Source organism: Pseudoxanthomonas indica, from assembly GCF_900167565.1.
Lineage (GTDB): Bacteria > Pseudomonadota > Gammaproteobacteria > Xanthomonadales > Xanthomonadaceae > Pseudoxanthomonas_A > Pseudoxanthomonas_A indica.
Map to the genome: position 1 here is coordinate 1 of NZ_FUZV01000001.1, position 20,708 is coordinate 20,708.

The following is a 20,708-nucleotide window of genomic DNA, read 5'->3' on the forward strand; positions in this document are numbered from 1 at the left end:
CATCTCCAAGCCGGTGCACATCCTGACCACCAGCGCCACCCCGCGACGGGTGGTCAACATGACCGCCATCGCGGCGGTGGATGCGCAGATACGCGAACAGTTCGAACGACTGGATCGTCTCCTCAGCCAGCAGCGCGCACGCAACTATCAGGACATTTTCGAGATCAAACCGAGGGGAAAGAAGTGGCAAGAAGCCAATCCAAAGCAAGCAAGCTGATGCGTCAAGGTCGCGCAGCACCGGTCAGCAGTGGCGACGCAAAAGCGCTGTTCCTGATGACGACGCTGCTACTGCCATTGCCTGTGTTGGCGAGTTCTTACGAAGTAGGGGACGCAGACACTGGAAAAGGGGTGAAATTCAAAGCGCAGGTGTCCTACCTGAGGAACGAGAGCGAGGAGTCATGGGCTCGACCCGCCCTGGAGTTTGGCTGGGGATTTGCGCAGAGATTCGAGCTCACGGCCGGTAGCGGTTATGGGCTGTCCAATGTGCATGATGGAGATGAAGTAACCGGGCACGAAGGCCTGCGCCTGGCCATGAAATGGAGGTTCCTCGGCGACCTGGATCAGTCGTTCAAGGCCGCCATCGAACCCGAGCTGATACTTCCAACGGGAAGTCGATCCCTGCGGGGTGGTGACGACCGCACGCTCCTGACCTTGCCACTACGGGCGAGCAAGGAGTTCGAACGAACCCTGCTGACCGGTCAGATTGCATGGCAGCGACCATTGGGATCGGATGAGACATTCTGGAGCGTGGGCGGCTTGGCCGAGTATCAAGCGGTGCCCGGCCTGTGGCTTGGAGCAGAAATCATCCATGAAGAATCGAACAGCCAACAAGGCAAGTTCCAGCGAGGAAACGTGGGATTCCGCTGGGAAGTAGGGGAGAACTGGTCCTTGTTCGGAGCACTGGGCAGAAGTTTCAGCCACAACGAGGATGGCGTGCACACCTATGGCCGCTTGGGATTTGAGGTAGCGCTCAACTGAGCGATGCCGGTACTGCGATTCAACGTCGACAGCAAAGAAACAGGAATTTGCAAAGTGAGCTCATTGTGGCGAGGACGGATTGATCCGCCCGGGACGGCAGACACCTGCCGCTGGCACCAGGTTATACGGCCCATCGAAGTCGATGGCAGTCAGAAAGGCGGCATCGCCCTGTTGGGATTGGCATGCGACGAGGGCGTGCGCCGAAATGGCGGGCGGGTAGGAGCGCACGAAGGGCCAGATGCCTTGCGTCGCGCCCTGTCCAACTTGCCGGTCCTTCACACGCATGCCTTGTACGACGCAGGTGATGTGTCCTGCAAAGGAGATGCGCTGGAAGTGGCGCAGCAGGCTTACGCGCAGAGGGCCCGGCAACTGCTCGATGCCGGCCACTTCGTCATCGGGTTGGGGGGCGGACACGAGATAGGCTTTGCCAGCTATCTCGCCCTGGCTGCGCACTTGGGGGGAGCAGACAAGCGCATCGGAATATTCAACTTTGATGCGCACTTCGACCTCCGCGAAGCAGCTCGCGCCAGTTCGGGTACTCCGTTCCTTCAGGCCATCAACCACGCGCAATCGCGGGAGATGCGGCTGACCTACCACTGCATCGGTGCGAGCCGAACCGGCAACACCCCCCATCTGTTCGCCACAGCGGAGCGGTGCGGGGTTCGCTACATCGTCGAGGAAGAATTGTGCCCCTGGAACTGGATCGCACAAGCAGAACTGATTCGAGGCTGGTGCGATGAGGTAGATGCCATTTACGTGACCATCTGCCTGGATGTCTTGTCCCAGTCAGTCGCGCCAGGCGTAAGCGCGCCCAATGCAGGTGGCATGGCTCTGGAAGTACTGGAAGCGCTACTGGATTCGATCATGGCGACGGGAAGGACCGTGATCATGGATGTTGCGGAACTTTGCCCGGTCCTGGACCGCGACAATGCAACGGCGCGAGTAGCCGCGCGTCTGATTCATCGCGCTGTCAGTCGACTGTAGCGTTGGCTGCGTTGCCAACCCTGGGTCAGTTTCAGGAAAGGACGGAGGGTCTGCGCTGACCAGTAGCCGGCGACGCTGTGGCTGCGGGCCAAGGGATGCACCGTACGAAGGACTAGTCCATATTGTATTTCGCATAATGCAGCTTATGTACGGCGCATCTGGCGGTACTACCTCAGCGTCCTCAAGCTGCTGCTGGAACGACTCTTGCAGCGTAACCGAGCCTACTCGGCTGACAGGAGGAACCTGGCATGCAAATAGACCTGGACGGTGAATGGTATGGCTGGAAACAGCGCGGCCCCTACTTGGTCAGCCCTGAGGGCGACAAACTCACGTTGGAACGCATGAAAGGCATTGTGTGGCGACTGGAAATGGAGGCGCACGTCGCGAAGGCCAGAACCGCGCGCAAGCGCAAAAACGAAATCCAACGCGGTCAACACAAAGTAGTCATCGTCGATCTGGCCGACTGGCACTCTGAGCGATTTGGAAACCGGGCCGGCTAATTCGGTATACCATCCGGCCGTCACACACGGGGGCTGACATGGAACGCCGCGAACCGACCTTCGAGCCAGACGAACCAATCGAGTTCCGACCGCGAAGCTATCGCGGCCCTTCATCACCTGTGAGAAACCGAGACGAGTATCTGGTTCTCAAGGTCAGCACGGGAACGGGCCTCGGCTTCCTCATTGCACTCTTGGTTTACAACGCATTCGACCGCTATCAAGACCGAAAAGATGCGGAGTTCGCCCTGAAGCAACTCAGCACCGAGCTAGCCCGCCAGAACGCAGAAGATGAGCGATTCTTAAGGGAGAATTCGATAAATGCGCCTACCCGCGCCCCAGCCAGACAGCTGCTACGCCCATTAGCACCGGACGAGCGCTGCATCAAAGGAGACAGGTTCAAGCGTATAGATCGTGGCTGGGTCCAGATAGCCAAAGAGCCTTGCCGAGACTAAAACAAGGCTCGCTTGTACCCGCAGCGTTTACTCAGAAGCCGCCGCCACCTCCACCGCCTCCACCGCCACCACCGCCGGCACCGCCAGCACCGCCACCACCACCGCCACCGCCACCACGACGATCAATCAGCTCCTTAACCTCAGGGATATTGATAATCACGCGAACGCTATCCTCGGCGCGTTTTGACTTCAACAACGCAAGAACTGCAGTCACTAGTGATATTACGGCCGTGACCAAACTTAGAATCCCAGCAGTACAGTCCATGTCCAGCTCCATTGTTGGGGACGCGTTTCAAGCAATGGCTAGTCTAAGCAGAAACATCAATGGCGACGAGTACCGCCAGGTGGATCACATAGTAGGCAAGAAACAACCATTTGCAGCGGGCAACACTGCCTGGGAGCCTTCCCACCATCCATAAAAGCGGGATGGCTCCCAAGGCAATTAAATTGCCGTTGATGGCATACAGCGCGGCTACCGCAGCGACCATCAGCGCAGCAGCAATTACCCACTGGCTTCTACTTTCTGCCGAAATACGCCACAAGTAAAAACCAGCCACGACCACCGCTACGCCAAACCATTCGTAGTCGACGACTGCCCCGCCCATGAGCCAAGCGATCACGGAAAGCCAGCGATTAGCGGCGGTGGCCACGTAAACGCCCAAGGCGAGCGTAAACAACACATTGAGCGGCACCCAGTAGCCAAACGCCCACGCGTGGAATGGCTGCGTCAACACGGCGAAAACGAGCATCCGGACCAACGCCCGCCGCGTCGCGTCCGGGCTTGGGTGCTGGGCAAGGTTATAGGCCAACACGATGGCGAAGATGGGAAAAACCACCCGGGCCACGTCCGTCAGCCATGGATACTGCTCGTGCAGCAGCACCTTGTTCACGTGGTCGCCGGTCATCAGGACCAAGGCCAGCCATTTGAGGACTTCCCGGCCCGCGCTGGTCATCGTGGCGCGGAGCCGGGTTGGCCGGCTTCGCCTTCGGTTCCCACCGCACGAACATCGCCGCGTATAAGTGGCGCCATGGGTGAAGGAGCGGACGCTTGCGCGTCCATAACCGCAGGGGCAGGCCCCTGCACCCCCATCCCCTGCCCCGCCTGCTGGCGTTCGCGGTAGGGATTGTAGATGGCCCCTCGGCGGGCCACCGTGCGGCACTCAGGCTGCGTCAGCTGGTAAACGGTGCCCTGCTCCGTCAGGCAAGTGCAGCTGTAGTCTTTCCATTCGCCCTGGGCGTCGTCACCGGACGTGGAACTCATGCAATACAGCTGAGGGTCGGCCGTTACCGGGCGTTGGTCGAAGACCTCCGCCGACCACGGCATCATCGACAGGCGTGGCAGGTGTGCCTGGGCGTACTGCGTGGCATCGGTCCATTTGGGGGCATCAGGATCACGACGCGACTCCCCAGCCGCAGCGGCCGCTGGCGCGGCCGCCGCGGCTGGCGCGCCTTCGTCGTTCTTGCCCACCAGCTTCCTGCCGTTCCACCACACATAGCCCAACAGGAGTGCGGCGATACCCGCCAGCACCAAGCCGCGTTTCATCTTGCTCGACACGGTGCGCTTGACGGTGTGCACCTCGGCCGACTTGTAGAGCGCGAAGCAATCGCTGGGATAGACCCATACCTCATGGTCTTCCGCCGCCAGCGCACGCTCGCTGCGCACGTTGTCGATGACCCGGCTACGCCGATACACGGTCGCCGACTGCTTACCGTTCTCACGGACCAGATGCTCATGCATGCCCACCAGCTGGCGGATGTTGGCATGAATCAATGTGGGGCTTTGGGTGATGAGGATGAGCCGGATGCCGACGTGGCGGATGGTTTCCATCGCTTGGATGTACGGCGGCACGGTGCCGGCAGCAGCGCGAAAGAAGCGCTGTGCTTCATCCACCACCAGAATCGCCCCGGCTGGCAATTCCTCCCAGCGTGTGGGGTCATCAAATGCCGTAATGCCATCGATGGTGACGCCATTGAGATTGCAGACGAAAACTTCCTCGCCCGCCTTCACCGCTTCGCGGATGTACCAGACGGCGCGGAGTGACTTGCCGTTACCGGGCACGCCCGTTATGAGCGTGATGCTGGAGGTCTTGGCAATCGCGCTCATGCCGGTGCCTTGGCGAAGAACACGCGTTTGGCCGCAATCAGCGTCAGCCCTGACACCATGATGCCCGCTGCCTTGGTGACACCGAACAGCGCGAGCCAGCATTGATACTGGGCGGGAATCGCGTTCCACGCCGTCATTGCGTGTTCGATGAGCGGCTGGACGGCAAACTCATTCGTAGCCAGCACCAAGCCCAGGCGACCAAGAAAGCCCGCCACCATGAGCAGGCCCTTGACCGCGAGAAAGCGCATGATCCAAGGACCAATAATGGCCAGCAGTTCGGCGATAACAACGGGCATACGTCAGCTCCCCAGCTGGAAGGCAACCCACAAGTAGGCGCAAGCCACCATCAACCAACCGATGAATGCGGCGACCGACCAGAACCCGGCAGGAAACTGGATGCTCTTGCCACCGATGGTCAGCGCAACCGGACACTGACCACCCGAGTTCCCGCCGAACAGATTGGGATTGAAGTCGCTGTTGTCGAACTCGTGGAAGATGGCGTTCGGGTCGACGTTGCCATGGCCGTCATCGGTGCCCAAGTTGCGCAAGGCATCGACCTCGGCCTGCTTCAACGCGGTCATGTGATCTTTGATACCGGTCTCGCCGCTACCGCCACCACCGCCGTCAAGGTTCAACTTTTCAAGCGCGCAAGTAGACCGCCACTGCATCAGCAGCTGGCTGTATTCCAAGGCGTCGCAATTGTCGCCAGTGCATACCGGCATCGCCGCGCAACCGCCGCCGGAAATGTTGACGCGCCGACGCGTATTGCAGTCGATTCGCCATTGAATCTTTACTTGAATGCAGGCAATCGCACTGCCTGAGCATGACGGGGGCGCGTTGCAGCTATCTCCGCCTGACGCCGTCTCCTTGTCAGGATCGTTATCCGGATTGTCGTCGTCTTCGTCTGCCTTTCCGTCACCATCAGAGTCCTTTCCGCAGGTGCCATTCTCTCTGGGGGCCTCTCCCGCTGCACACTGCCCTTCGCCCGGCAGACAAGAACCTTGCGGACTCTTAATTTGCCCAGCAGGACAGGTGTCGCTGGCTTCCTCGCATTGCCCTTGCTGATTTACCTTCATGCCCGCCGGACACGCATTGCCACATGCACCGGTCACCGCATCTTTGACCTGGCCTTCTTCGCACACAACTTCCGGAGTTTCGCAGGCTTGAATGTAGGCGTTCCAGTACGACCCACCGCCCAGCGCCCCGCAATCTTCCTGTAGTTCGGGCGTCGTGCACACACCGGCCGCGCCGTGATTGAAGCTGCCTGTAAACGTCCCATCCGAGTTGGCGTGCCACTTTTGCGTGCAGCCATCGGTGCACGTAAACGACCCGTTACGAATTTTTCCTACCGCCGTCGACGTTGGCGGCGAGCCCGTGTAGCTGGGCTTAGCCGAACAGGTCTGCGCTGCTGGATAGCGATGGTTGCGACCGCCCAGGGTGCCGTAAAGAGCGCACGCGCCCCAGACAAGCGAATTCTTGTTTTGCACTTCACACACATAGCCCGGAAGGCTGCTGATGTTGGGATTGAAGGTGCAACGGTACTGCGCCCAAACAGTAGGTGCGCCTGCCATGTTCGCCGCGCCGCCAGCGTTACAGCCCGCGTATGCAGCGCCCTGATTCGGATAGGTGGCCTGGGCGTGTGCCTTTCCCAAACCCATCCATGCCAGCAGTAGCGCCACGAGCACGTAGGCCACGCGGCGCGCAATAGCATTGGCAAGGATGCGCTTGAAATCCATCAGTCCCAGTCGCCTGCAATGATGTACGAGGCCATGACCCACCACAGCAGGCACAGCGTCCCAAACAGTTGGTCGAAGTCAGTTCCCATAGGAAGAAAGCGGGGTGCCCTACCCCCGCTACGTGACTCAGGTCTTCGGCTTCAGCAGGCCGGTGGCGCGCAGCGTCCACAGGACTACGATGAAGGCGATGGTCGCCGCGACGGCTTCGGCACCGTACTCATCGAACAGGCCGGTGATGGTCGACAGCGCACCGCTGCCACCGCCACCGCCGGCAAAGGCCATCGGGGCGAGGGCCATGGCGGTCAGGCCAGCGACCAGGGCGGATACACGGGACTTGGACTTCGTGACGAGATGACGCATGGGATTGCTCCTTACAAGTTGCGTTGGGGTTTGAGCAGCCGCTTGGCAGCGACCACCGAGAACAGGCTGGCGAAAAATGCGATCCCGACGACGTTGGCCTGCTCAACGGTCGGGAGGACGTTCACCCACGTCGACTGCTCCACCCACGCCTGCGCCAAGCAGGTTTGCGTGGACGAATCAAAATCGACGCAGGTGAGAACCTTGGGCATCGCTTAGGCCGCGCGCTTGGGCGCTTCGGCCACCGGCACGAGCGTCATGCGCCGGGCCAGCTCGGGGCCATAACGACCGGGAATCACATCAGCTTCCACATCCCAGTCGTACACGCCGCTCTGCTTGTACGCCTGCTGCGGGCTGTCGATTTCCACTTCCAGCTGCACGCGCATCTGCTTGGTTTCCAGTTCCGCGTTCTGGTAATGAACCTGCTTCTGGCCAGCCTTCGTGGTGACGTAACGGCTTTGCGGTTCGCTCTTGATCGTGACTTTCGCGCTCATGGTCTTTTCTCTCTTCGGTTGGTTGGTTGGCAAATTTCGGGCGGTACTGTGGGGTCAAGCTATGTCCCCCCTTACCCCCCATGACGGCGGCGCGGATGGATGCTTGTTTGACCCCTACGCGATGCTTGCATCAGTCCGCCGGGTGCTACGGGTGGTGCTGGTTCGGCTGTAGCAGGCCGTCTTGCTCGGGTCGGGCGGTGTAGTCGATGGGCGGTGGCAACCACGCGCCGAAGTTCTTGCTGAAATCGACTTCCCCGCCTTTGGTTACGTACTTCGACACGTAGCCGGTGATGTCGGCCTGGCTGCGTGGTGCTTCGATGCGGTTGCGGCCAAACTCGCGGTACCAGAACTCGTGCCACTCGTAGCGGCTGGCCAGCTTGTTGAGGTCATCGGTCGCCGCTGCGGCCACGGCGTGGAAATGCAGGCGCCCGTCCTTGTGGAACTCCTGTCCCCTTGCCCACTGGACGCCGCCATGCCAGCGCGTTGACCACTTGGGGCCGTAGATTTCGCGGTTGAGGCAACTGACGAAGTACCGAAATGCCTTGTCGGCTGCTTCGCCGTGCATGCCGCCGTTGCGACCCGATTTGCTAATGCGAAACGTGAGCGTCCAAAACTGTTGCCAGGGGACCCGCCGTAGGAGGTCCGCATAGCCCGCCGCGTGTAAATCAGGAGGCCGCAATTCCTGCAGGTGGTCAGGTCCGTGGCCTGTGCATCCCGCAGTGTCACCAGAGACCCGCCACAGTGGGCGCACGGGCTGTTCGCGTGTCGATTCATGGCTCATCGCCCTGCCCCGAGCCAATCAGCCTGATGCGTTCCTCAATCAGCTGGTCGTATTCGCGGCGTTCGTCGTCGGTCTGTGCGCTTCGGCGTGCTTCTGTCAGTTCGTGCAGCTTCATGAGGTTCGACCCCCACGGGTCGTCGCAGGGATACTCATCCATGCGCCCTCCCCTGCCACAGCTTTTCCAGTCGGTCGGACTCATCAATCAACACAGCGCGGATGCCGCGCCAGACGGTGACTTCCTGATCCGGTATGAAAAGGTCGAGGTTGCCGCCACGACTTAGGACGCGGCTCAAATCGCGCATCTTGTCGTTGGCTTGTCCGATTAGCCGCTCTACTACGACGTAGCGGGCCTCGATTTGCGTGAGCGTGCGCAGGGTCATTGGATGTCCTCCGCAACGCGAATGCGTTGAGCCGCGTCGTGGGCTTCCTGCCGCAAGCGCTCTGCAAGTGCTTGCTCGGCGCGCTCCTGACCGACGTGTTCAAACTGATTGAAGAAGCGGAAGCGCTTCCGATTCTGCGTATAGCGGTCGAAACGACTCACCAACACGACCGCCCAGCCGAAAACGAAGCACACGATGATCGCCACCATGGCGAATTGCTGGAAACTCAAGACCGTTTCCCCACCCCATACGGTGATCGGCATGAGAACGACTCGGGCGCAGATGGAAGCGGATGTCCGCATCGCTCGGCTGGAAGCCCAGGTCGAGGCCTTGGAGTTCCTTTTGCTCGGGGTACTCACCGGGTCGCGTCGAGATGACTCGATGCAGCGCGGGATTGCTGCCGCCTCGATCTTGCTGACGGAACTCACGGAAGCACCTGATGAGCTGCGCAATGCCATTCACCGACAGCGCGTGCGCGACTATTTCGCGGATATTGCTTACGCGGTGTGGCTGGAAGACCCGCCGCCGGATTCCCCGCGGCACTAAGGCCCGTTGGATTCGCCATGCCCCTATCCCCTGCCCTAGCGCCCTAGAGGTCCCCTGCCCCGGCCTAGGGCGACCGGGGAGGGGGTGGCTGGCGAACCAGCCGTGTTCGGAACATTCCGAACTGTTCGGAGTTAACCTGACACCGAACATGGTTGTCAAGGACTTTCCGAACATGAGCATCGTTGCGACGCTTCTGGACAAAGCACGGGCCCGAAGAGGGATTCCCACCGACATGGCTCTCGCCGAACGGTTAGGGCGCTCGCGAGCAGTCGTGAGCGAATGGAGAGCGGGTAAGAGCTACCCTGATGAAGACCTGATCGTCGCCCTGGCAGAGCTTGCGGGTGACGACCCCGGTGAATGGCTACTGGCCATCAAGGCGATTCGGACTGAGGGTAAAGCCGGCAAAGTATGGGCTTCTTTAGCCAAGCGGCTCGCTACTGCTTCCGCAGTCTTGTTATGCGCAATCGGGCTGGCTGTGGGAACTCCTGCGCAAGCCGCTCCGGTGCGCAGCACGAGCGCAACAGATGCACAAGGAATGCAGATTATGTCGCTAGGGAATGCAGCTTATGTACCCAAAGAAGCGCAGGGGCCGAAGCCCCGTATAGCCCTGGAACCTTGCTGGAGCCTTCTCTACCGACGACCCACCGTCTGAGAGCACGGGACTGGACGACGCCTGCTCAGGCCGCAAACAATGCAGTCACCAGGAAGGAATCGACACACTGGAAACGTTGCCTCAACCGTTGAACAAGTCGAAGGGTAACGCTCATGGAAAAAGCAGGATGGCAGGTCACTGCATTCGCTCTGGGGTTGGCTTGCATCGGCCTCACCGTAGGACTTGCCGCCAACAAGTCCGCTTTGAAGGAAACCGAACGTCAACTTGAGAACACCAGGAACGCACGGCAGCACCCAACGCAACACAGCGAAACAACGAACTGCGCCACTGAGTTAGCTCCTGAAGCAAATCCTCAGACCTCATGCGTCAGTGGATACAAGCTGATTGACGAACCCAAGGGACTGGAACCCATCATCAAGGATGGTCAGATCGAGAAATGCTCCTGATCTATCTGTTCCCGCTTATCCACCCTGACACCGCTGCCAACCGCCATCTGGTGCATGAACCTGTTCCCAGCCGTTCGACAAGCGCTTGAAGGCCTGCCCGCCAACGCATGCATAACCGAGCTGCTTCGCTTCGGGAGCCCCAAGGCCAGGCAGCACGATGACGCTCGATGAAGGTGCCGGTCGCCCGGCCCGCCGGGCTTCGTTCTGAAGCGTCATGTTCTCGATGCTGTTGCAGTAACCCATCATCATGGGGTGCGGATGACGGCGATACTGATCGCAATTGAACGGCGTCGTGTCCTTTGCCGTGGAGTTGTACGCGGCACGAGGGGCGGCCGGCGGAGGCGGTGCCGGCTTCCCCTTGGCAGTTCGTACCTGCGCAAATACAGGTATGGCCACGCAGAGGGTCAATAGCAGTCCGCAAAGAATCCTTCCCATGAAGCTCCTCCCGTCCTTTCAGGAAGAGCTTACCTCACGCCTGGCCCGTCGCTTGGGGCGACGGAACCTTACTCTGCCTGCCCTGCTCCCAGCAGCTCGATTTCAGCCAAGGAGAACTGATCTCCCTTGCTCGCAGCAGTCACCGTCAGCCGGTAGTGGCGATAACTTCCCGGCGTCCTGAGCTGGAACGGTCGGGTGTAGTGCGCCCATTCAAAGGTCTCGCCGGAGCGCCGATCCAGTTCCTTCCAGGTCGTGCCGTCACTCGAACCTTCGAGCACCCAGCCTGTCGGGTAACCACCCTGGGTACCGGATGTGAGCGTGTAGTAGCGGACCTTGGCGCCTGAATTCTGCTTGAGCTCATACGCGATCGATACCGGCGTCGAAGCCGGGAAAAGCGCTTCCGTCAGCGAGTTGTCATCGAAGAGTTGGGCGCAGGTATCGCCACCTTTCACATTGCAACTGCCACGACCTGTTGCCGTGACATCCGCCAGAGCAGCGGGACGCGAATCGCCCTGCGTCAGCGAGGGTGGCAATGCCGCCTCGTCACTGCCCCACTTCGCCGGTTGCGGCGACATCGTGAACTCGATCTGGCCGCCTTGCGCCAATAAACGGTGCGGAATGACCGTGCGATTCCAGGCCTTTCCATTGACGGTGACGCCAGCGACGTAGACATTCTTCGCGCTGTTCTGCGGCGCGTTGATCACCAGCGTCTTGCCGCCTTCCAGGTGCAGCGTGGCGCGGGTGAACAGCGGCGAGCCAATCGCCAGGTTCTCACTGCCCATCTGCAGCGGATAGAAACCCATCGCCGACAACAGCCACCACGCCGAAGATTCACCATTGTCTTCGTCGCCCGGATAGCCCTGGCCAATCTCCGAGCCGATGTACATCCGCGCCAGCGTCTCGCGCACGATTTCCTGGGTGCGCCAGGGCTGTCCGGCATACAGGTACATCCACGGCACATGGTGGGCGACCTGGTTCGAGAACCCCCACTGCCCCATGCGCACGTCGCGCGCTTCGACCATCTCGTGGATCACGCCACCGTAGGAACCCGGGAAGCCCGCGGTTTCCGGAGACGCGAAGTATTCGTCCAGCTTGCGCGCCAACCCTTGTCGACCACCGTACAGGCTTGCCAGACCCTGGCCATCGTGCGGCACCAGGAAGGCGAAGCCCCAGCCATTGGTTTCGGTGTAATCGTGTTCGTGGCCCCACACACGCGGGTCGTAGTCGCCAGGCGCTGACTTCCATGCGCCATTGGCGGCGCGTCCCTGGAAGAAGCCAATGCCGGGATCAAACATCCGCACATAGTTCAGCGCCCGATCGCGGTAGTACGCGCTCTCTTCGCGCAGACGCTCGGGCGGAAGAATCGGCTTGGGAGCCTTGGCCATGGCAGCGAGCATGTTGCTGATGCCGTAGTCATTGATGTATCCCTCCAGCGCCCAGGACAGGCCCTCCCCTACCGAGCTTGGGGTGTAACCGATGAAAGGCGCTTCCTGCATGCCCTTGCGGCCGACGTGTTCGTCCGGCGGCAGCACCGCGGCGTTCTTGATCGCCGCCGCATAGAGTCCGGCGGCGTCCAGGCCCGGTACGCCCTTGACCCAGGCGTCGGCAAAGGCCACGTCCGAGCTGGTTCCGGTCATGAGGTTCGCATAGCCGGGCGATGACCAACGCGGTACCCAGCCACCATCGCGATAGTGCTGGATGAAGCCGTTGACCATTTCACCTGCATGCTCCGGCGCGAACAAGGCATGTGCCGCCCATGCCGTGCGATAGGTGTCCCAGAACCCGTTGTTGACGTAGACCTTGCCGTCCGCGATCACGGCGCCCGTCTGCGTGGCCGTGCTGCTGGCCGCAATCTCCTTGCCAGCGTCGGACTGCACCGCGTGGCGCCATACCGGCGCGCTGTTGCTGCCGACATTTTCGTGCGCCGAGTTCGGATACAGGAACAGGCGGTACAGATTGGAATACAGCGTGGTCAGCTGGTCCTCGCTAGCGCCCTCCACTTCCAACACGCGCAGCTTCTGGTCCCACGCCTGCTGTGCGCGTTCGCGAACGTCGTCGAAGCTGTCGGTCTTTGCGATCTCCAGATCCAGGTTGTGCCGGGCCTGCTCGATGCTGATCAGCGAGGTGGCGATGCGCATGCTGACGCTGCGCTGTGCGCCGGCGTCGAAGCGGTAGTAGCCGGCTACGTTGCGGCGCGTGGGCGCAGCTTTCTGCCCGTCGTTCGCCATCAGCTTGCCTGAGGCGATGACCGGCCGGTCGAACCTGGCATAGACGAACATCCGGCTTGCGCCATTGGACAAGCCGCTGCGGGTGTCGGTGTAGCCGGTGAGCTCGCCGGTCTCCGGCGAGAGGGTCAGGCCGCCGCGATCGTCGACATTGTCGAAAACGAGGCTGGCATCGTCACCGGGAAAAGCGAAGCGCAGGATGGCCGCATGGTCGGTCGGTGCGACCTCGGCCACGATGCCGTTGTCGAAACGGACTCGGTAATGATGCGGCCGCGCGATTTCGTTCTCGTGGGTGAAGGTCAATGCGCGCTCGGCACGGTGGATGGGAGGCACGCCCTTCGCCATCGAGGGCATGACCTGGAAGGTCTGCCGATCGCCCATCCAAGGGCTGGTCTCGTGGGTCAGCGTCAGGGCTTCCAGGCGTGGCCGGTTCTGGGCGTCATTGCGCTTGGCGTACTCGTAGAACCAGCTCAGCGAACCGGCATCGGTCATCGGCGCCCAGAAGTTGAAACCATGCGGCATGGCCGTGGCCGGGATGTTGTTGCCGCGCGAGAAGCTGCCGCTGGAATTGGTGCCACGCGTGGTCAGTACGCGATCGCTGGGGCGCAGGTCGGACGTGGGCGGCGACGATTCGCCGATGTGGATGTCATCCACCCACCCGCCGAATCCTTTCGCAGCCGCAGGACCGTCATGGGAAAGCAGGATGCGCTTGATGGTTTTGCCCGCAGCGACGGCGCCGAACTGCGATGCTTTCTGGTTCCACTGCTGCGTATAGAGCGACTTCGACTCGCCCTGCCCTCGCGGCGAAAGCAGGAAACCCTGCTGGTCCAGCGCACCCAGGTCCGAGAGACGGCTTCCATCGTCGAACTCCAGGTCAACGGCGGTCCAGGTACTCGGATAGGCCAGGTCATCCTGGATGAAGCGCGGGAAGATTCGATAACTGAGCTCGGTGCTGGGCGTGACCGGAATGTTCACCGCAAACAGCACCTGGCGGGCGCTGCCGGCGGCGGCGCGTGGCTGGCCATCGTATTGAAGCGAGTGCACGCCGGTGAAGCCGACGTGCGTGCGCGCGGTGTAAGCCTCATCGGGGCCATCGGCGAGACGCACCCGCATCGAAGCGCCGCCGGCGCTTTCGCCCCGCTCGAGGGTGGGCTGCGGATCGCCGGCTTCGAACGAGCTATGGAATTGCCCGGCCGCGGCCACGGTCGGCGCCGGGCCAGCGGGTCGCGGCGTGCATGCCGCCAGGGACAGGACAGTCAGGGCGCTGCAGGTTGTGAGGAGCAGGCCGAACGGCTTTGATTTCGTGGTCACCGAAATTTCCCTTGAAAGTGTGTGGCGGTTCCGCCGTAGGTTTCGTTGAGCAGTTGGTCCACTTCCTGCAGCAGCGGCATGGCGGCGAAGGCGCCCTTGCGCGTCACCGCGAGCGCGCCGACCGAAGCCGCAAATCGCAGCGCTTGTTCGACGGCATCGCGATCGCTGATGAACCCAGTCAGGTGCGCCGCATCCACCCCTGTGCTGACCAGATGAAAGAGTAGCCCACCGACAAACGCGTCCCCTGCAGCGGTGGTATCGATCGCGTTGACGCGGGGAGTATGCAGTTCCCCTGCCCCGTCTGCGCCGTACCAGCGCAGCGGCAACGCACCATCGGTGACCACGACCCAACGAACGCCTGCCAGCATGAGCCTGCGCAGCACGGCCTGCTCGGTGGTTCCTTCGGCGAGATACTCGAGTTCGTTGCGCGCGAGCTTGACCACATCGGCGAGCTCCAGGGCTTGCCATAGCAACGGGCGCGGATCGACCTGTGCGTCCCACAACATCGGTCGCAGGTTGAGGTCCATGCTGACCAGCGCGCCGGCCTGGCGCGCGATCCGCATGCCATGCAAGGTGGCGCCCGCCGCCGGCTCGCCGGTCAAGCTGTTGGAACACACGTGGAGCGCGCCCGCGCCTGCGAAAAGCTCGGCCGGAAAATCCTCGGCACGGAACATCAGGTCGGCGGCGGGTGGTCGGTAGAAGCTGAAGCTGCGTTCGCCGTGGTGGTCCAGGGCGACGAAGGCCAATGCGGTAGGCGCGGCGTCGGTCTGCACAACGTTGGCGATGCCGACACCTGCCGTCTGCAGGCTCTCCAACAGGAAATTGCCGAACATGTCGGCTCCGAGCGCGCCCACAAACTGGGTCGGAACGCCTAGCCTGGCGGCCGCAACGGCGACGTTGGCCGGCGCGCCGCCGGCATGCTGGTGGAAGCTGCGTGGCGCGCCCGGTGTGGAAGTTGGTTCGGCGAAGAAATCAATCAGCGCCTCGCCAAAGCAAAAGAGGGTTCGCATATCGACTTCAGGCCTCGCCGCCGGCCCGCAGGGCGCCGTCATGGCCAAGCCGATCCCGGCGCAGGGCCTGTTCTGAAGTCTCGGATGCCACGCGGACGGTATGAGTTACATCGCAAAAGCGACTCGCCCTGCCCGGCCGGGTTTTGGGTTTTGGCATGGCTGCTTCCATTGCGTTCTCCTCGATGCGGATTTGAGCGGGCATCAGCCAGAGATTGACCAGCCACCCCTGTGGCCTGGGATTTGGACCGATCCAAATCCTAGGGCCAAAAAATGCGGAATCGTCACCGCGACTCCAGTTCGAGCGCGACTGGATCGGTCTAAACAGACCATACATCGCGGAAGCCCGCATTCTGCACTGCACCAAAAATCCGCCCGACAAGGGCCCTTCCGCCCAGCCGGATGGCGGGTCAATCAGCCGATGCTGCGCAGCAGCATGCGGGCCACGCTGTCTCATGGTACTAATTTTGTCGCCGACCTAGACCGATCCAAATTCGGGATCGTGTGGCCCGGGAGGGTGATTTACACAGGGCCATGGCGGGCGACTTCTACCGGAAGCATCAGGCCGCGAATTTAGATCGTTCCAAACGCAGAATTCTTTCGCTTGTTCAATCAGAGAGGGGTTGAATCAGATGTCACGCACACATAACCGCAGTACGTTGTCCGCCGCCATCACCATCGCACTGACGGCTGCTGTCGCGTTGCCGGTGTCCGTCTTCGCGCAAGAGGCCACGCCGCAGGCCGAAACTTCCACCCAGGCCACGGACCTCGACGCCGTCAGCGTCGTCGGCTACCGCTACGCCATCGAAAAGAGCCTGGATCAGAAGCGCAACGCGAACGCCATCGTCGAAGTCGTCAACGCCGAAGACATCGGCAAGTTCCCCGACAAGAACGTCGCCGACGCGCTGCAGCGCGTTCCGGGCGTGATCGTCACCCGCAGCGGTGGCGAAGGCAAAAACGTCAGCGTCCGCGGCCTGTCGCCGGAACTGACCCTGACCCAGCTCAATGGCAACTACGTCGCCTCCGCCGAATCCAACGGCGACCCGACGCGCTCGTTCAACTACATGCTGCTGCCGTCCAACATGCTGTCCAGCGCCGAGTTGTTCAAGACGCCGGAAGCGCGCCTGGACGAAGGCGGCGTGGGCGGTACCGTGATCCTGCACACCCGTCGTCCGCTGGACATGGAATCCAATACCGGCTTCGTCTCGCTGGAAGGCACGTGGGCCGATACCACCAAGAAGACCGACGGTCAGGTCGCTGCCTCGTACTCCTGGCACGACAAGGAAGATCGCTTCGGCTTTTTCGTTGGTTACACGCAACAGAACCGTACCACCCGCACCTTGGGCACGAGCACCGAGAGCTGGCAGTGGTATGGCCGCGATGAAGGCGGCACGGCTGTCGACGTCAACGGCAATCCCTCCAACTTCGACTCCAACTGGTGGGGCGGTACCGGCTTCTGGGATCAGAACGGCAACTACTACACCGGCTTCATGATGCCGACCTCGGTCAACGCCAACGTCAAGGAAGAAGAGCGCGAGCGCAAGGGCGGCCAGGTGACGTTCCAGTTCAAGCCGAACGACGACCTGACCCTGACGGCGAACTACTTCCGCTTCGACCTGTCGCAGAATTCCGAGACCAACTCGCTGAAGATTCCGGAATGGAGCATTGCCCGTTACTTCGGCGACGGCAATTGGCGCGGCGGTCGCATGCTCGACGGCCTGCACTTCGATCGCAGCGGCACGATTGTCACCGGCGCCGACTTCAGCGTGCATCCCGGCAAGACCTACTACTGCAGCGAGGATGAAGCCGCCGCCGCAGGGCTGGCACCGGGTGGCTGGGGTTCGGATGACTGCGCCATGCCGACGCCGCAGATGACCGGCAGCTACAACATCGAAGACGCGCTCTCGCAGACCGTCGATTTCGAACTGGAGTGGCGCGGCGAAGGCGTGGACGTCAGCGCCAAGATTGGCCGCACCTGGGCGGAGGGTGGTCCTTCGCTGCAGTTCGCCGTGCCGGTCAAGCCGCGTCGCCAGAACGCCGACGGCAGCTGGAGCCTGGGCAACACCTACAGTGCGTGGGACCTGAGCGGCACGCCGACGATGACGTTTGCTCCGGACCTGATGCAGAACCTGATGAATGGCGTCCTGCAGGTCGATCTTGGCTCGACCGGCTCGTCCTGGACCAAGAACTCGGATGAGCAGAAGTACGCGCAGATCGACACCACCTGGCATTTCGATGGCGATGTCCTCGACTCGATCCAGTTCGGCATCAAGGGCCGCGATGGTGGCGTCAGCCGCAGCACCGGCAACAGCTACTGGGTCTGCCCGGGCACCGATCCCTCGGACTACGAGAATCGCTACTGGAACGGCCGCTGCAGCACGCTGGCCACCCAGTTCTCGCCCGGCCTGCTGAAGTCCATGGGCAATCTCACCGGCGGGTTCAACACCAGCGCGTTCCCGGCCATCAATTTCCCGGCGTACATCGGCTACCTCAACGAGACGTACGGTCCGATGCAGACGCGCAACGAAGACAACTTCATCTACAACGTCGACGAGAAGATCTACTCTGCGTACCTGCAGGCCAACTTCCGCACCGACCGCCTGCGCGGCAACATCGGTGTCCGTTTCGCCAGCACCAAGCAGCATGCCGACTCGACTGACAAGGTCACCTCCTACAACGATTACTTCTTCGACGACGCAAACGGCAATCCCCTCGCCTGTCAGGAAGGTGCACCGATGCCGACCGGCGCGCCCGCTGACACCTACTGTGGCACCGAGGGTTTCTGGCGCTTGTCCGACAGTCAGCAGCGCGCCGAGACCTTCGCGGTCAGTGCGCTGGATCGCAACTACACTGACGTGTTGCCCAGCTTCAACCTAGCCTACGACCTGACCGACACCCTGGTGCTGCGCGCGGCAGCCTCCAAGGTGGTGGCCCGTCCCAGCTACAACAACATCGCAGCACCGGGCAGCCTGGAGTACTACAGCGAAGAGTACGTCAACGATCGCCGCTTGACCGGTGGTGCCGGCGAACTGGGTTGGTACGGCTCCGGCAGCAACAAGGATCTCGAGGCGTATGAGGCCAAGCAGTACGACGTGGGCGTGGAATGGTACTTCCACCCCGGTTCGGTGTTGGGTGCAGGCCTGTTCCGCAAGGATGTCAGCAACTTCACCGTTCCCGTGGTGGCGGATGTGGACATGCTCGTCAACGGGCAGACCGTGACCGTGCAGAACTATTCGACTCAGGCGGGTGGCCGCGACGCCGTGTCGCAGGGTGTCGAACTGTATGCGCAGCACACCCTGGATTTCGGCCTGGGCTTCCAGTTCAACTACACCTACAACGACACCAACGAAGCGGCCATCGTGCTGGCCGATGGCACCCAGTTGGGTGAATCTCCGCTGGTGGGCAGTGCCAAGAACCAGACCAACTTCACCGTGTTCTACGAGAACGAAAAGCTGCTGCTGCGCGCCTCGTACAACCGTCGTGGCGAAGTGGTGCAGGGTTTGGTCGATGGCTTGAACGTGTACGACGAGCCGTACCAGCAGATCGATCTGAACGCCGCCTACAACATCACGCCGGCCCTCAGCCTGACCGCTTCGGTGCTGAACGTGACCGAAGAAGAAACCCGCTCGTACCTGGGCAACGACACCAAGGCACGCTTCTACAGCAACGGCTACGCCGGCCGCATTGCCTACTTCGGCCTGAGCTACAAGTTCTAATCTGTCTCTCCCCCTCCCCGCGCCGCAAGGCCGGGGAGTGTTCACCGGCAGTTGCCCTCCCCGGGCAGCTGCCGTCTTCTTATGTGGACAGCCATGGATACACACGACCGTATCAAGCAGATTGTCGTCGTCGGCGGAGGCAGCGCAGGGTGGATGGCGGCCGCTGCGCTGGCGACTTACCTGGGCACGCAGGCAAAGGTTCGACTTGTCGAATCCGAGGAAATCGGCATCGTCGGCGTGGGCGAGTCCACCGTGCCATACATGAAGACCTTCAATACCCAGGTCCTGGGTATCCGCGAGGCCGACTTCGTCGCCAAGACCCAAGGCACGTTCAAGTTGGGCATCCAGTTCAACGACTGGGGACGCATCGGAGACAGCTACGTCCACGGCTTCGGCAAGATTGGCCATTCCATGGGACCGCTGCCATTCCACCAGTACTGGCTCAAACAGTTCCTCGCTGGCCGCGCGCCCGACATCGGCGCATTTTCATTGCCGACCGCCGCAGCGCCACTCAACAAGTTCATGGTCAGCCCCGCCGATGCGCCTGCGGGCTCGCCTCTGGCTGACATTGCCTACGGCTACCAGTTTGATGCCGGGCTTTACGCACGTTACCTGCGCGAGTTGGCGGAGAGCCGGGGCGCACAGCGCATCGAAGGCAAGATCGTCGAGGTACTCCGCCGCGGTAACGACGGATTCATCGAGGCGGTCGTGCTCGAAAACGGCCAGCGCATCGAAGGCGAGCTTTTCATCGACTGCTCCGGATTCCGCGGTCTTCTCATCGAAGAGACGCTCAAGACCGGCTATGAAGACTGGTCAGAGTGGCTGCCCTGCGATCGCGCCATGGCCGTACCCAGTGAATCGGCCGGCCCACTCACGCCCTACACCCGTGTCACCGCGCAAAGCGCCGGCTGGCAGTGGCGCATTCCGCTGCAGCACCGCGTGGGCAACGGCTACGTATATTCCAGCCGGCACATCAGCGATGACGAGGCAGCGGCGACCCTGCTTGCCGGACTCAATGGCAAACCGCTGGCCGATCCGCGACCGCTGCGGTTCATCCCGGGCCGGCGCAGGAAATTCTGGAATGGCAATGTGGTCGCGGTCGGCCTGGCAGGCGGCTTCATGGAGCCGCTGGAGTCGACCAGCATCTATCTGGCGCAGTCGGGCATCCAGCGCCTGCTCAGCCTGTTCCCGGATCGCGGTTTTGATCCGGCGTTGGCCGAGCGTTTCAATCGAGAGTCGGCGTTCGAGCAGGAGCGGGTCCGCGACTTCCTGGTGCTGCATTACAACGCCACGGAACGTGACGACAGCGCCTTCTGGAACCATTGCCGCACGATGGCGATACCCGAAGAACTGCGCGAGACCATCGAACTGTTCCGCCGCGACGGCCGCTACTTCCGCAATGGCGAGGACTTCTTCGCGCTACCCAGCTGGGTCCAGGTGATGCTGGGCCAGCGCATCATCCCGCAGGGCTACCACCCGATTGTCGACGAACTGCCGGAAGACAAGTTGGTCCAGCTCGTCGATCGCGTCCGGCACGTCGTGGCCAACTGCGTGGAGAGCATGCCCGCGCATCAGCAGTTCCTCGATACGTACTGCCGGGCGCCCACGCCCTGACGTGCGCGCCCTGACTTGAATCAGGCGCC

Annotated in this window: 24 protein-coding genes; 10 read left to right on the forward strand and 14 right to left on the reverse strand. The window is 61.8% G+C overall.

Annotated elements, in window-relative coordinates; all coding sequences use genetic code 11:
- The 5 genes from B5X78_RS18555 to B5X78_RS00025 form a co-directional block, all read left to right on the forward strand.
- A partial coding sequence (locus B5X78_RS18555) for a hypothetical protein (RefSeq protein ID WP_176140737.1) occupies positions 1-217 on the forward strand: 217 nt, incomplete at its 5' end.
- Complete coding sequence (locus B5X78_RS00010) at positions 217-978, forward strand: hypothetical protein (protein WP_079722459.1); 762 nt, start codon at positions 217-219, stop codon at positions 976-978. The genes B5X78_RS18555 and B5X78_RS00010, both read left to right, overlap by 1 nt.
- 3 nt (positions 979-981) lie before the next feature.
- Complete coding sequence (hutG, locus tag B5X78_RS00015) at positions 982-1,962, forward strand: formimidoylglutamase (RefSeq protein ID WP_079722460.1); 981 nt, start codon at positions 982-984, stop codon at positions 1,960-1,962.
- A 248-nt stretch (positions 1,963-2,210) separates the two neighbouring features.
- Complete coding sequence (locus B5X78_RS18265; protein WP_139381322.1) at positions 2,211-2,462, forward strand: DUF3653 domain-containing protein; 252 nt, start codon at positions 2,211-2,213, stop codon at positions 2,460-2,462.
- A gap of 38 nt (positions 2,463-2,500) precedes the next feature.
- Positions 2,501-2,914, forward strand: a complete 414-nt coding sequence (locus B5X78_RS00025; protein WP_139381323.1) for a hypothetical protein — start codon at positions 2,501-2,503, stop codon at positions 2,912-2,914.
- A 308-nt stretch (positions 2,915-3,222) separates the two neighbouring features.
- On the opposite strand, the gene B5X78_RS00035 is transcribed toward B5X78_RS00025, so the two are convergent.
- The 11 genes from B5X78_RS00035 to B5X78_RS00075 form a co-directional block, all read right to left on the reverse strand.
- The gene (locus B5X78_RS00035) at positions 3,223-3,867 is read right to left on the reverse strand and encodes a TraX family protein (protein ID WP_079722464.1); all 645 of its coding nucleotides are present in this window, start codon (positions 3,865-3,867) and stop codon (positions 3,223-3,225) included.
- On the reverse strand, positions 3,864-5,018 hold the full coding sequence (locus tag B5X78_RS00040) for a zonular occludens toxin domain-containing protein (RefSeq protein WP_176140738.1): 1,155 nt from the start codon (positions 5,016-5,018) through the stop codon (positions 3,864-3,866). The genes B5X78_RS00035 and B5X78_RS00040 overlap by 4 nt, the downstream gene beginning before the upstream one ends.
- Positions 5,015-5,314, reverse strand: a complete 300-nt coding sequence (locus tag B5X78_RS18275) for a DUF2523 family protein (protein ID WP_139381324.1) — start codon at positions 5,312-5,314, stop codon at positions 5,015-5,017. Before B5X78_RS18275 ends, B5X78_RS00040 begins: the two co-directional genes overlap by 4 nt.
- Before the next feature lie 3 nt (positions 5,315-5,317).
- Positions 5,318-6,754 carry a hypothetical protein gene (locus tag B5X78_RS18280; protein ID WP_139381325.1) on the reverse strand — a complete coding sequence of 479 codons (1,437 nt, stop codon included), beginning with the start codon at positions 6,752-6,754 and terminating at the stop codon, positions 5,318-5,320.
- 126 nt (positions 6,755-6,880) lie between these two features.
- Positions 6,881-7,114: a hypothetical protein gene (locus B5X78_RS00050; RefSeq protein WP_079722467.1), complete on the reverse strand. Its 234-nt coding sequence runs from the start codon at positions 7,112-7,114 to the stop codon at positions 6,881-6,883.
- 11 nt (positions 7,115-7,125) lie between these two features.
- Positions 7,126-7,323: a hypothetical protein gene (locus B5X78_RS00055; RefSeq protein WP_079722468.1), complete on the reverse strand. Its 198-nt coding sequence runs from the start codon at positions 7,321-7,323 to the stop codon at positions 7,126-7,128.
- Between the two features lie 3 nt (positions 7,324-7,326).
- Positions 7,327-7,605, reverse strand: coding sequence for a hypothetical protein (locus B5X78_RS00060; RefSeq protein ID WP_079722469.1), 279 nt, complete (start codon positions 7,603-7,605; stop codon positions 7,327-7,329).
- A 145-nt stretch (positions 7,606-7,750) separates the two neighbouring features.
- Positions 7,751-8,386, reverse strand: a complete 636-nt coding sequence (locus tag B5X78_RS00065) for a rolling circle replication-associated protein (protein WP_425478680.1) — start codon at positions 8,384-8,386, stop codon at positions 7,751-7,753.
- Positions 8,376-8,543, reverse strand: coding sequence for a hypothetical protein (locus B5X78_RS18560; protein ID WP_176140739.1), 168 nt, complete (start codon positions 8,541-8,543; stop codon positions 8,376-8,378). The genes B5X78_RS00065 and B5X78_RS18560 overlap by 11 nt, the downstream gene beginning before the upstream one ends.
- Entirely contained in the window at positions 8,536-8,766 is a 231-nt protein-coding gene (locus B5X78_RS00070) for a hypothetical protein (protein WP_079722471.1), read from the reverse strand. Before B5X78_RS00070 ends, B5X78_RS18560 begins: the two co-directional genes overlap by 8 nt.
- Positions 8,763-8,975, reverse strand: coding sequence for a hypothetical protein (locus B5X78_RS00075; RefSeq protein WP_139381326.1), 213 nt, complete (start codon positions 8,973-8,975; stop codon positions 8,763-8,765). Before B5X78_RS00075 ends, B5X78_RS00070 begins: the two co-directional genes overlap by 4 nt.
- Between B5X78_RS00075 and B5X78_RS00080 the strand changes: the two genes are divergently transcribed.
- From B5X78_RS00080 to B5X78_RS18290, 3 genes are all read left to right on the forward strand, one after another.
- A complete protein-coding gene (locus tag B5X78_RS00080; protein ID WP_139381327.1) occupies positions 8,962-9,312 on the forward strand; it encodes a hypothetical protein in 351 nt (116 codons plus the stop codon). The two genes, B5X78_RS00075 and B5X78_RS00080, sit on opposite strands and share 14 nt — an antisense overlap.
- A 148-nt stretch (positions 9,313-9,460) precedes the next feature.
- On the forward strand, positions 9,461-9,964 hold the full coding sequence (locus tag B5X78_RS18285; RefSeq protein WP_176140740.1) for a DUF3693 domain-containing protein: 504 nt from the start codon (positions 9,461-9,463) through the stop codon (positions 9,962-9,964).
- Positions 9,965-10,077: 113 nt separating this feature from the next.
- Complete coding sequence (locus tag B5X78_RS18290; RefSeq protein ID WP_139381329.1) at positions 10,078-10,371, forward strand: hypothetical protein; 294 nt, start codon at positions 10,078-10,080, stop codon at positions 10,369-10,371.
- A 15-nt stretch (positions 10,372-10,386) separates the two neighbouring features.
- Here B5X78_RS18290 and B5X78_RS00085 read toward each other — a convergent pair whose 3' ends face one another.
- The 3 genes from B5X78_RS00085 to B5X78_RS18700 all read right to left on the reverse strand — a co-directional run bounded on the left by B5X78_RS00085 (position 10,387) and on the right by B5X78_RS18700 (position 15,352).
- A complete protein-coding gene (locus tag B5X78_RS00085) occupies positions 10,387-10,806 on the reverse strand; it encodes a hypothetical protein (RefSeq protein WP_079722474.1) in 420 nt (139 codons plus the stop codon).
- A gap of 68 nt (positions 10,807-10,874) precedes the next feature.
- A complete protein-coding gene (locus tag B5X78_RS00090) occupies positions 10,875-14,342 on the reverse strand; it encodes a GH92 family glycosyl hydrolase (protein WP_217698625.1) in 3,468 nt (1,155 codons plus the stop codon).
- Positions 14,339-15,352 (reverse strand): carbohydrate kinase family protein, encoded by a 1,014-nt coding sequence (locus B5X78_RS18700; RefSeq protein WP_217698626.1) that lies wholly within the window; start codon positions 15,350-15,352, stop codon positions 14,339-14,341. Before B5X78_RS18700 ends, B5X78_RS00090 begins: the two co-directional genes overlap by 4 nt.
- 629 nt (positions 15,353-15,981) lie before the next feature.
- Here B5X78_RS18700 and B5X78_RS00100 point away from each other — a divergent pair.
- Both B5X78_RS00100 and B5X78_RS00105 read left to right on the forward strand, forming a co-directional pair.
- Complete coding sequence (locus B5X78_RS00100; protein WP_079722477.1) at positions 15,982-19,065, forward strand: TonB-dependent receptor; 3,084 nt, start codon at positions 15,982-15,984, stop codon at positions 19,063-19,065.
- A gap of 93 nt (positions 19,066-19,158) precedes the next feature.
- Complete coding sequence (locus tag B5X78_RS00105; protein ID WP_079724346.1) at positions 19,159-20,679, forward strand: tryptophan halogenase family protein; 1,521 nt, start codon at positions 19,159-19,161, stop codon at positions 20,677-20,679.
- The last annotated feature ends 29 nt before the right edge of the window (positions 20,680-20,708 follow it).

Excerpts from the sequence above, each read along its gene's own strand:
- B5X78_RS00010 (WP_079722459.1), top strand. The coding sequence starts at position 217 with ATGCGTCAAGGTCGCGCAGCACCGGTCAGCAGTGGCGACGCAAAAGCG.
- hutG (WP_079722460.1), top strand. The coding sequence starts at position 982 with ATGCCGGTACTGCGATTCAACGTCGACAGCAAAGAAACAGGAATTTGC.
- B5X78_RS18265 (WP_139381322.1), top strand. The coding sequence starts at position 2,211 with ATGCAAATAGACCTGGACGGTGAATGGTATGGCTGGAAACAGCGCGGC.
- B5X78_RS00025 (WP_139381323.1), top strand. The coding sequence starts at position 2,501 with ATGGAACGCCGCGAACCGACCTTCGAGCCAGACGAACCAATCGAGTTC.
- B5X78_RS00035 (WP_079722464.1), bottom strand. The coding sequence starts at position 3,867 with ATGACCAGCGCGGGCCGGGAAGTCCTCAAATGGCTGGCCTTGGTCCTG.
- B5X78_RS00040 (WP_176140738.1), bottom strand. The coding sequence starts at position 5,018 with ATGAGCGCGATTGCCAAGACCTCCAGCATCACGCTCATAACGGGCGTG.
- B5X78_RS18275 (WP_139381324.1), bottom strand. The coding sequence starts at position 5,314 with ATGCCCGTTGTTATCGCCGAACTGCTGGCCATTATTGGTCCTTGGATC.
- B5X78_RS18280 (WP_139381325.1), bottom strand. The coding sequence starts at position 6,754 with ATGGATTTCAAGCGCATCCTTGCCAATGCTATTGCGCGCCGCGTGGCC.
- B5X78_RS00050 (WP_079722467.1), bottom strand. The coding sequence starts at position 7,114 with ATGCGTCATCTCGTCACGAAGTCCAAGTCCCGTGTATCCGCCCTGGTC.
- B5X78_RS00055 (WP_079722468.1), bottom strand. The coding sequence starts at position 7,323 with ATGCCCAAGGTTCTCACCTGCGTCGATTTTGATTCGTCCACGCAAACC.
- B5X78_RS00060 (WP_079722469.1), bottom strand. The coding sequence starts at position 7,605 with ATGAGCGCGAAAGTCACGATCAAGAGCGAACCGCAAAGCCGTTACGTC.
- B5X78_RS00065 (WP_425478680.1), bottom strand. The coding sequence starts at position 8,386 with ATGAGCCATGAATCGACACGCGAACAGCCCGTGCGCCCACTGTGGCGG.
- B5X78_RS18560 (WP_176140739.1), bottom strand. The coding sequence starts at position 8,543 with ATGGATGAGTATCCCTGCGACGACCCGTGGGGGTCGAACCTCATGAAG.
- B5X78_RS00070 (WP_079722471.1), bottom strand. The coding sequence starts at position 8,766 with ATGACCCTGCGCACGCTCACGCAAATCGAGGCCCGCTACGTCGTAGTA.
- B5X78_RS00080 (WP_139381327.1), top strand. The coding sequence starts at position 8,962 with ATGATCGCCACCATGGCGAATTGCTGGAAACTCAAGACCGTTTCCCCA.
- B5X78_RS00075 (WP_139381326.1), bottom strand. The coding sequence starts at position 8,975 with ATGGTGGCGATCATCGTGTGCTTCGTTTTCGGCTGGGCGGTCGTGTTG.
- B5X78_RS18285 (WP_176140740.1), top strand. The coding sequence starts at position 9,461 with ATGGTTGTCAAGGACTTTCCGAACATGAGCATCGTTGCGACGCTTCTG.
- B5X78_RS18290 (WP_139381329.1), top strand. The coding sequence starts at position 10,078 with ATGGAAAAAGCAGGATGGCAGGTCACTGCATTCGCTCTGGGGTTGGCT.
- B5X78_RS00085 (WP_079722474.1), bottom strand. The coding sequence starts at position 10,806 with ATGGGAAGGATTCTTTGCGGACTGCTATTGACCCTCTGCGTGGCCATA.
- B5X78_RS18700 (WP_217698626.1), bottom strand. The coding sequence starts at position 15,352 with ATGCGAACCCTCTTTTGCTTTGGCGAGGCGCTGATTGATTTCTTCGCC.
- B5X78_RS00100 (WP_079722477.1), top strand. The coding sequence starts at position 15,982 with ATGTCACGCACACATAACCGCAGTACGTTGTCCGCCGCCATCACCATC.
- B5X78_RS00105 (WP_079724346.1), top strand. The coding sequence starts at position 19,159 with ATGGATACACACGACCGTATCAAGCAGATTGTCGTCGTCGGCGGAGGC.